The organism is Nonomuraea lactucae, assembly GCF_003313395.1.
GTDB classification, from domain to species: domain Bacteria; phylum Actinomycetota; class Actinomycetes; order Streptosporangiales; family Streptosporangiaceae; genus Nonomuraea; species Nonomuraea lactucae.
The window spans coordinates 1-8,779 of sequence record NZ_QNFZ01000932.1; the positions used below are offsets into that span (position 1 = coordinate 1).

Genomic DNA, 8,779 nt, shown 5'->3' on the forward strand with positions numbered 1-8,779 from the left:
CGGCCGGCCGGCCGGGCGCGCCGCGAGGCGGGCCGCCTCAGCCGATGGAGACACGACGGAACTGGTAGTTGGACAGGGGCAGGTTCTTGTCCGGCACGAACCCGGTGACCTTGCTCGAGTAGGCGTCCACCTGGTTCTTGAAGCCCCAGATGATGTGGCCGCCGCTGTCGTACTCGATCTTCTGCGCCTGCTTGAGCAGCTCCGTGCGCTTGGCGTCGTCCAGCTCGCGGCGGGCCTGCTTGATGAGGGAGATGAAGGTCTTGTCGGCCCAGTGGGTCTCGTTGTACGGCGACTCGGGCAGCGAGCCGTCGGCCACCTGGGGGAGGTAGCCGCGGGTGAACCAGTAGTCCTGGGCGAAGGTCCAGCCGAGGTATTGGTCGCCGTAGAAGGTGGAGGAGTCCACCTTGCGGACCTCCACGGTGACCCCGGCGCCCCGCGCCTGCCCGGCGAACAGCTCGGCCGCGTCCACGGCGCCGGAGCCGATGCCGGTCGAGGTGACCAGTTCGATCCGCAGGTCGGCGTGGCCGGCCGCCTTCAGCAGCGACTTGGCCTGGTCGAGGTCCTGGTGGCGTTGCGGCAGCTCGGAGGCGTAGGCGGGGTCGAACGGGGCGTACAGGTCGTTGGCCACGCGGCCCTGGCCGTTGAGCGCCTGGGCGACCAGCTGCGGGCGGTCCACGATGAGCCGGAACGCCTGCCGCACCCGTACGTCGCTGAAGGGCTTGGCGTCCACCCGCATCGTGAACGGGGTCCAGGAGCCGGTCTCGGAGACGAGGACCTGCGCGCCCGCCGCCTTCACGACGTCGATCTGGGACAGCGGCAGGTTGTCGATGGCCTCGACCTGGTTGCTGAGCAGCGCGTTGACCTTGGCGTTGTCGTCGGGGAAGTCGATGATGACGAGCCGGTCGGCGTAGGCCTTCTCCCGCCAGTAGCCGTCGAACCGCTTGAACGAGCTCTGCCCGCCGGGCTCGAACGACTCGAAGGCGAAGGGTCCGGTCCCGACCGGGTTGCGCACGTCGAAGCCGACCGGCACGATGCCGAGGGCGTACTGGGCGAGCTGGTCCTTGAGCAGGGCGTAGGGAGACTTCAGCCCGATCTGGACGGTGCGCGCGTCGATCTTCTTGAGCTCCGCCGGGTCGATCATCGCCAGCCCGGAGGCTCCGGTGCCCGGGTCCTTGGGGTCGATGATCCGCCGGAGGGAGAAGATGACGTCGTCGGCGTCCACGGTCTTGCCGTTGTGGAACTGGACGCCCTCACGCAGTCGCAGGGTCCAGACCTGGCCGCTCTTCGACGCTTCGAGGCTCTCGCCGATGAGTGGCTCGATCTCGTAGGCGGGGTCGCGGGTGAACAGGGGCTCGTAGAGGTTGAGGACCCGTGCCTGGTCGGGATAGGTGACGGGGTTGTGCGGGTTCAGGCTGTCCTTGGCGCTGCCGCCGGTGGTGCCGATCCGCAGCACGCCGCCGCTGGACGGGGTCGTGGAGCCGGCGGGCCGCCGGGTGGTCGCGGGGCCGCCGCCGCAGGCGGAGAGCACTCCCGCGGCTGCGACTCCCGCGCTGAGCAGGGCGCTCCGGCGGATGATCTCCCGCCTCGTGGGGCCCTGGGTCGACTGGTTCTGGGGTTTTATCACAACCTGGACCTCACCATCATGTCCCCGTTGCTCTTATCGTGCAATTGATGCTCGAATGGCGTGACAATAGATGCGCGATGTGAAACAGGTCAAGGGGTCCGATCCATCACGATGGTCCGCAGAAGACTGTGACGGTGGCTCGGACGGGTGGCTCACGCTGGCCACGGAACGGAGGCAATGATGGTGGACGCTGGCGATCCGGACGGCCAGGAGCAGCCCGGGGCACAGTCGGGCAGGGTGCAGTCGCTGGAGCGGGCGATCTCGCTGCTCAACGCGGTCGCCGACAGCTCGCCCGAGGGCGAGACCGTGGCGAACCTCGCCGCCCGGTGCGGGCTCAACCGCGCGACGGCCTGGCGGCTGCTGGCGACCATGGAGCGGCATTCGCTGGTCGAGCGCGACCCGCTGACCAGCCGATACTCGATCGGGTTCGCGGTGGCCCGGATGGCCACGGCGGCGGGCGTGGACGGCCTGGTGCGCCGCGCCCACGCGATCGTCGAGCGGGTCTCCAGGCAGACCGGCGAGACGGCCAACCTCGCGGTGGCCCGCTCGCTCGGGCTGACCTACGTCGACGAGGTCACGCCGCCGGTCGTGCTCAGCGCCAAGTGGCTGGGCCGCCAGGTCCCGCTGCACGCCACGTCCACCGGCAAGGCGCTGCTGGCCTGGCTGCCGGCCGCCGAGGTGGAGTCGCTGCTCGCCGGGCCGCTCACCGCCTACACCGACACGACGATCACCGACCAGACGCGCCTGCTCTCGGAGCTGGCGCTGACCAAGGAGCGCGGGTACGGCGTGTGCGTCGGCGAGATGGAGCCCAACCTGTACGGCGTGTCCGCGCCGGTGCTCGACGAGCACAAACACCCCATCGCCGTGGTCAGCATCTGGGGCCCGAAGGACCGGGTGCCGGAGGAGCGGTTCGCCGCCCTGGGCGCGCTCGCGGGCGAGGCGGCCGCCGACATCGCGCACGCGGTCGCGCGGCGGGAGGGCTTGACAGAGCGATCCTGAATGGCTCACGTTACAGATGGTGCGATGGTCGTTCGCTATACGAGCGAGCCCGGCACCATTGAAACGTAGCCTGAAAGGGGTCGGTCATGTCGATGACGCGCAAGGTCATCATCACCTGTGCCGTGACGGGATCCGGTCACACGCCGACGATGTCGCCGCACCTGCCGTTCAGCGTCGAGGACGTCGTCGCCGACTCGGTGGCCGCCGTGGAGGCGGGCGCCTCGGTCATCCACCTGCACGCCCGCGACCCGCGCGACGGGCGGCCGACCCCCGACCCGGCGGTCTTCCTCGAGTACCTGAAGCCCATCAAGGCCGCCACCGACGCCGTGGTCAGCATCACCACGGGCGGTGGCACGGGGATGACCGTCCAGCAGCGGCTGGAGGTCATCGACGTGGCCCGGCCCGAGCTGTGCACGCTCAACCTGGGCACCATGAACTACGGCGGCTTCCCCATGATCGACAAGCACCGCGGCCAGTGGCGCTTCGACTGGGAGGAGCCCTACCTGGAGAGCACCCGCCGCGAGCCGTTCGTGAGCACGTACGCCGACATCGAGCACATGCTCCGCACGGTCGGCCCGGAGACCGGTGCCAGGTTCGAGTACGAGGCCTACGACGTGGGCCACCTCTACACGCTGGCCTACTACCTGGACCTCGGGCTGGTGAAGCCGCCCATCTTCCTCCAGACGATCATGGGCGTGATGGGCGGCATCGGCGCCGACGTCGACCACCTCGCCCACATGAAGCGCACCGCCGACCGCCTGCTGGGCGACGCGTACGAGTGGTCCGTGCTGGGCGCGGGCCGCCACCAGTTCAACATGGCCACGGTGGCGGCCGTGATGGGCGCCCACGTGCGGGTGGGCCTGGAGGACGGCCTCTACCTCGGCAAGGGGCAGCTCGCGCCGTCCAACGCCGACCAGGTGCGCAAGGTCCGCCGCATCCTGGAGGAGCTCTCGCTGGAGGTGGCGACGCCCGAGGAGACCCGCCGGATCCTCGACCTCAAGGGCCTGGACCGGGTGGCCTTCTGATGGGAACCCCGAGCCCCGAGTCCGTGAACGTCGTCGCGGTGATCGGCACCGGTGTCATCGGCGGCGGCTGGGCGGCCCACTTCCTGCGCATGGGGTACGACGTGGTGGCCCACGACCCCGGCCCCGGCGCGGAGCGGCGGCTGAACGCGCTCGTCGACAACGCCTGGCCGGCGCTGGAGCGGCTCGGCCTGGCCGCGGGCGCCGCCCGCGACCGCCTGCGCTTCGCCGGCTCCCTGGCCGAGGCCGTCTCCGGGGCCGACTTCGTCCAGGAGTCCACGCCGGAGAACCTCGACGCCAAGGTCCGCGTCCTCGCCGACATCGACGCCGCGACCCCGCCCGGAGTCGTCGTCGCGTCCAGCACGTCCGGTTTCGCCATGACCGACATGCAGTCCGGATGCCGCACTCCCGACCGATTCGTCGTCGGCCACCCCTTCAACCCGCCCTACCTGATCCCCCTCGTGGAGGTCGTGGGCGGCAAGGCGACCTCGGCCGCGTCGATCGACTGGGCCGACCGCTTCTACCGGGTCGCGGGCAAGGTCTCGCTGAGGATGGAGCACGAGCTGCCCGGCTTCGTCGGCAACCGGCTCCAGGAGGCGCTGTGGCGCGAGGCCCTCCACATGGTCGCGGCGGGAGAGGCCAGCGTGGACCAGCTCGACGCCTCCATCGCGTACGGACCCGGGCTGCGCTGGGCGCTGATGGGGCCCTGCCTCACCTTCCACCTCGCGGGCGGCCCCGGCGGCATGGCGCACATGCTCGACCACTTCGGTCCCGCCCTGCTCGAACCGTGGACCCGGCTCGAAGCGCCGCCGCTGACGCCCGCGCTGCGCGACCAGATGGTCAGCGGGTGCGAGGACGAGGCCGGTGGCCGCCCGGTCGCCGAGCTGGAGCGGGAGCGCGACGACTTCCTGGTGGACCTGCTGCTCCTCCTGGAGCGCCACGCCGCGCGGTGGGGCCGCCGGCTCCCGGGCGGCGGCCATGCGTGACACGGCGGCGGGGCAGGGGGGCGGGCCTGACCTTCTGAGTGCGCCGTTCGCCGCCTATAGCACGCGGGTGCGGGCCGAGTGGGTCGACTACAACGGCCACATGAACGACGCCTACTACGCGCTGGTGGGCAGCCAGGCGAGCCAGGCGCTCCTCGACGCCCTCGGCCTCGGCGAGGACTACCAGCTCGCGACCGGACGCACGACGTACACGGTCGAATCCCACCTGCGCTACCTCAAGGAGGCCAAGGAGGGAGAGGTCGTCCGCGCGATGACGCTCCTTGTGGACGCCGCCCCCAAACGCCTGCGGTTCCGCCACAGCCTCCGCGACGGCGGCGGAGCCGAGATCGCCACGGCGGAGTTCGTCTACCTGCACGTCAACCAGCGCACCGGCCGCGTCGAGCCGATGCCCGCGGACCGGATCGAGCTGGTCACCGCCGTGCTCGCGGCCCACGCCGAGGCCGCCCGGGGTGACGGCTAGGGACGCGGGGGACATGCCAACCGCACCGACCTCGCGGATCAGCGTTCCGGGAGCAGTTCCACGTACCCCTCGGTGCCGTTGACCCGGATGAGCTGCCCGTCCCGGATCCGCCGCGTGGCGTCCTCCAGCGCCCGCACGACCCGGGCCCGCCCCTCGACGACGCCCGACGACACCGCGATGCCCGGGAGGGCTCCCTTCGGCACGCTTCCGGTGTCGTACTCGCCGGAGATCACCTCGCCCTCCGAGGTGATGACCCGCGGCGGCGTCAGCTTGCGGTACGCCTCGTGCTCCTCGCGCCGCCGGGTGACGAGGGCCCGGTCCAGCCGCCCGGTGTTCACCACCTCCCCGAACTCCTCCAGGGACAGGAAGTAGACGTCCTCCGGGTCCTCGACCACACCCCGGCCGGCCAGCCGCCTCGCCTCGGCGAGCAGCGCCCGCTTGTAGATCTCGTGCCGCTGCAGCAGGGCGTGCTTGGAGTATTCGCGGTAGCCGATGAAGTGGCGCACCAGGCTCATCTTCCTGGCCGCCTTCCTGGCCTTGCGCGCGCCTCCGGGCCGGCGTCTCAGCCGTTCGAGCAGGTCGTTCATCGTGCGCTCGGCTTCGGCGCGGCCCCGTCCGGCCTTGCGCGGGCGCTCACCGGGCGGGAAGTTCCTGATGTCGCCGAGGATGAGCGGGACGAGGAGCGTCGGGTCCTCGCTCCACCGGGTCCTGGTGATGTCGATGTCGCCCTGGCAGTGCATGCCGTACGCGCGGAGGTAGCCCTCGACGACGCGCCGGGCGATCGCGTCGGCGGCGTTCTTCTCGCCCAGCCAGGCCTCCATGTGCTTGTTGACCCAGTTGACCGACTGGATGCCGAGGAACGCCGCCGCCACGCTGCGCGGGTCGAAGGTGAGCTCGGCCAGCACGTCGTGGTCCGCGACGATGAACGCGAACAGCTCGTCCCCCGATCTGCCCGCGATGTCCCGCCTGAGCTTCTCGACCGTCGCCTCGTTGCGCGCGACGAGCTCCGGCACGGCGCCGGGGTCGTCCTCCCGGGCCAGCCTGACGTACTGGCGCAGGACCGGCAGCACGGCGCGCAGCGCGCGGGCCATCAGCACGTCCACCTGGTCCAGGCTCCTCAACGTGAACGCGCGGGCGACGGGGGAGGCGAGCTCGTGCGACAGGTCCCTGTAGAACCTGTTGCCGGCGACGGTCCCGGCCGTGCGGCCGAGCCTGTCGTGGAGGAGCTGGAAGAACGACAGGCCGAGCGGGGTGAAGGCGTCGGTCATCATCTGGCGGTGCCCGTACGAGATGTAGACGTGGTTCCGGCCGTCATCCGACGGGGGGACGGGGTAGAGCGTGGTGATCGGGCGGCTCTGGAGCACGTGGAACTCGCCGTCGGCGAGGCCCCACTCGATGTCCTGCGGACGGCCGAAGTGGGCCTCGATCCGGCGGCCCAGCCGTTCGAGCCGGAGGATCCGCTCGTCGCTCAGGGTCTGCGCGTGCCGCCTGGCGGGCTCGACCGGCCGCTCCTCCGTGCCGCCGTCGGGCGAGGCGCGCAGCTCCTTCGTCTGGGTGGCGATCTTCCGGTCCACGACGCGCCCGTCCCTGACGCGGTAGTTGTCGGCGTTCACCAGCCCGGAGACGAACGCCTCGCCCAGCCCGAACCCCGCGTCGATCGAGGTCACCCTCCGGTTGGAGGTGACCGGGTCGGCGGTGAACATGATGCCGGCCGCCTCGGGGAAGACCATGCGCTGCACCACCACGGCCACCCCGACCGCCCGGCGACCAGCTCGCCGATCGCCGGATCGCCTGCCACCACCCTCCGGTAGGCGTCCGTGGTCACGCAGAACCCGGCCGGGACCCGGACCCCGTCGATCCCGGACAGCTCGCCCAGGTTGGCGCCCTTCCCCCCGACCAGGGGGAGCCGCGTGTGGTCGATCTCGTGGAAACCGAGTACGTGGGCACTCATCGCCGGATCCCGTCTGTCATCTCTGGGTCAGATTTACAATACAGTACATGCCTGTATTTAAACCCTGCACAGGGGGCTGGTTTGGCGAGGGGCTGTGGCGGTACTCGGAGGAGAGGGGGGAACCATGAAGAAGATCATTGCTGCTGGGCTCGGAACCGTGGCCGCACTCGGACTGTTCGTGGGCCCCGCCCAGGGCGCCGGCTCCCAGCGCGAGGTGAGCAGGGAGCAGTACCAGATCTTGCTGTCGCAGTGCCGGTACGCCGACGCGCCTTCTGCGCGGGCTCGCTGCCGCGCGTCTGTCAGGCAGAACTACCGCATCGGCAGGGCCGACCCGGCGCTCGACTGCCGTACCTATTCGGGAGTGACGGTGTGCGGTGCGCTGACCTTGAGTGCCTCCGAGCGCGCGTGCGTCAGGCACTCGGTCGCCGCCGGGCTGTCCTTCCGCCGCGCCGAGGTCGAGTGTTACGCGCTCAGCTAGCGCCACCGCGCGGGCCGTGCCCGCAAGGCGGAATCTCCGGGGCCGGGCGAATACCCTAGGGGGGTAAGGTGTTAGCATGGTTCCGTGAAGCCGGATTCCACGGGAGTGATCGACATGACCACCACCGCCACCTACACCGTCAAGGGCATGACCTGCGGCCACTGCGTCAGCTCGGTCAAGGAGGAGGTCGGCGAGGTGCCGGGCGTGACCGCCGTCGAGGTCGATCTGGCCACGGGCCTGCTGGCCGTCGCCAGTGAGAGCCCCGTCGACCCGGCCCGGATCGTCGCCGCGGTCGAGGAGGCGGGATACGAAGTGGCGAGGCGGCCGTGAACACGGCGGCCAAGCTCGGCGCCTACATCCTGGGCCTGGCCGTGGTCTTCGGCGGAGCCCTCGGCCTCGGCGGTGCGGTGAATCCCGCTCCGACGGCGGCGCCGAGCCACAGCGCCCACCCTGCCGGGCCCCCGGCCGGGGAGGCCGCCGTTGATACCCCTGGGGGGCTCCAGGTGTCGCAGGGCGGCTACCGCCTCACACCTCTCACCGGCCCGCTCAGGCCCGGCGAGCCCACCGACTACAGGTTCGCCGTGACAGGCCCGGACGGCAGGCCGGTCACCGGCTTCGAGGTCCGGCACGACAGGAAGCTCCACTTCATCGTCGTCTCCCGCGACCTCGGCAGCTTCCAGCACCTGCACCCGGAGCTGGTCGGCGGCGTCTGGTCGGTGGGCCTGACCCTGCCCGAGGCGGGCGCGTACCGGGCCTTCGCCGACTTCGCCCCCGCCGGCGGCGACGCGCTGACGCTCGGCACCGACCTGCTCGTGGCCGGTGACTACGCGCCCCGCGCCCTGCCGCCGGTGAGCCGGACCGCCACCGTGGACGGCTACACGGTCGCGCTCGCGGGCGAGCTGCTGCCCGGCCGGTCCAGCACGCTGACCCTCACGGTCGCCAAGGACGGCGAGCCTGTCACGGACCTGCAGCCCTACCTCGGCGCGTACGGCCATCTCGTCGCCCTGCGCGGCGGCGACCTGGCCTACCTGCACGTGCACCCCGCCGGCCGGCCGGGCGACGGCAGGACTCCGTCGGGCCCTGAGATCGTCTTCTCCGCCGAGGTGCCCAGCGCCGGGGACTACCGGCTCTTCCTGGACTTCAAGCACGGGGGCGAGGTCCGCACCGCCGCCTTCACCCTCGCCGCCGGCCGGCCGGTGGCCGCCACGGCGCGCCCCGAGCCGAGCCCCGCCGGGACGCCC

At 71.4% G+C, this 8,779-nt stretch carries 10 protein-coding genes; 7 read left to right on the forward strand and 3 right to left on the reverse strand.

Going from position 1 to position 8,779, the window contains the following annotated elements; all coding sequences use genetic code 11:
* Positions 1-37 precede the first annotated feature (37 nt).
* Positions 38-1,624, reverse strand: a complete 1,587-nt coding sequence (locus DQW85_RS32365) for an ABC transporter substrate-binding protein (RefSeq protein ID WP_240197561.1) — start codon at positions 1,622-1,624, stop codon at positions 38-40.
* A gap of 177 nt (positions 1,625-1,801) precedes the next feature.
* Between DQW85_RS32365 and DQW85_RS32370 the strand changes: the two genes are divergently transcribed.
* The 4 genes from DQW85_RS32370 (at position 1,802) to DQW85_RS32385 (ending at position 5,109) form a co-directional block, all read left to right on the forward strand.
* On the forward strand, positions 1,802-2,623 hold the full coding sequence (locus DQW85_RS32370; RefSeq protein ID WP_113703585.1) for an IclR family transcriptional regulator: 822 nt from the start codon (positions 1,802-1,804) through the stop codon (positions 2,621-2,623).
* Between the two features lie 86 nt (positions 2,624-2,709).
* Positions 2,710-3,648, forward strand: coding sequence for a 3,5-dioxohexanoate:acetyl-CoA acetone transferase (gene kce, locus DQW85_RS32375; RefSeq protein WP_205315578.1), 939 nt, complete (start codon positions 2,710-2,712; stop codon positions 3,646-3,648).
* Positions 3,648-4,631 carry a 3-hydroxyacyl-CoA dehydrogenase NAD-binding domain-containing protein gene (locus DQW85_RS32380; RefSeq protein WP_113703586.1) on the forward strand — a complete coding sequence of 328 codons (984 nt, stop codon included), beginning with the start codon at positions 3,648-3,650 and terminating at the stop codon, positions 4,629-4,631. The genes kce and DQW85_RS32380 overlap by 1 nt, the downstream gene beginning before the upstream one ends.
* Before the next feature lie 67 nt (positions 4,632-4,698).
* A complete protein-coding gene (locus tag DQW85_RS32385) occupies positions 4,699-5,109 on the forward strand; it encodes a thioesterase family protein (protein ID WP_162795547.1) in 411 nt (136 codons plus the stop codon).
* A gap of 38 nt (positions 5,110-5,147) precedes the next feature.
* Here DQW85_RS32385 and DQW85_RS32390 read toward each other — a convergent pair whose 3' ends face one another.
* On the reverse strand, positions 5,148-6,851 hold the full coding sequence (locus tag DQW85_RS32390; RefSeq protein WP_240197562.1) for a PEP/pyruvate-binding domain-containing protein: 1,704 nt from the start codon (positions 6,849-6,851) through the stop codon (positions 5,148-5,150).
* The gene (locus DQW85_RS48325; RefSeq protein WP_240197563.1) at positions 6,773-7,060 is read right to left on the reverse strand and encodes a PEP/pyruvate-binding domain-containing protein; all 288 of its coding nucleotides are present in this window, start codon (positions 7,058-7,060) and stop codon (positions 6,773-6,775) included. Before DQW85_RS48325 ends, DQW85_RS32390 begins: the two co-directional genes overlap by 79 nt.
* Before the next feature lie 124 nt (positions 7,061-7,184).
* On the opposite strand from DQW85_RS48325, the gene DQW85_RS32395 reads away from it, so the two are divergent.
* The 3 genes from DQW85_RS32395 to DQW85_RS32405 all read left to right on the forward strand — a co-directional run.
* Positions 7,185-7,538 carry a hypothetical protein gene (locus DQW85_RS32395; protein WP_113703588.1) on the forward strand — a complete coding sequence of 118 codons (354 nt, stop codon included), beginning with the start codon at positions 7,185-7,187 and terminating at the stop codon, positions 7,536-7,538.
* Positions 7,539-7,652: 114 nt separating this feature from the next.
* A complete protein-coding gene (locus DQW85_RS32400; protein WP_113703592.1) occupies positions 7,653-7,868 on the forward strand; it encodes a heavy-metal-associated domain-containing protein in 216 nt (71 codons plus the stop codon).
* The coding region (locus tag DQW85_RS32405) for a hypothetical protein (protein WP_113703589.1) at positions 7,865-8,779 on the forward strand (915 nt) is incomplete at its 3' end. The genes DQW85_RS32400 and DQW85_RS32405, both read left to right, overlap by 4 nt.

Excerpts from the sequence above, each read along its gene's own strand:
- DQW85_RS32400 (WP_113703592.1), top strand. The coding sequence starts at position 7,653 with ATGACCACCACCGCCACCTACACCGTCAAGGGCATGACCTGCGGCCAC.
- DQW85_RS32395 (WP_113703588.1), top strand. The coding sequence starts at position 7,185 with ATGAAGAAGATCATTGCTGCTGGGCTCGGAACCGTGGCCGCACTCGGA.
- DQW85_RS32380 (WP_113703586.1), top strand. The coding sequence starts at position 3,648 with ATGGGAACCCCGAGCCCCGAGTCCGTGAACGTCGTCGCGGTGATCGGC.
- DQW85_RS32370 (WP_113703585.1), top strand. The coding sequence starts at position 1,802 with ATGATGGTGGACGCTGGCGATCCGGACGGCCAGGAGCAGCCCGGGGCA.
- DQW85_RS48325 (WP_240197563.1), bottom strand. The coding sequence starts at position 7,060 with ATGAGTGCCCACGTACTCGGTTTCCACGAGATCGACCACACGCGGCTC.
- kce (WP_205315578.1), top strand. The coding sequence starts at position 2,710 with ATGTCGATGACGCGCAAGGTCATCATCACCTGTGCCGTGACGGGATCC.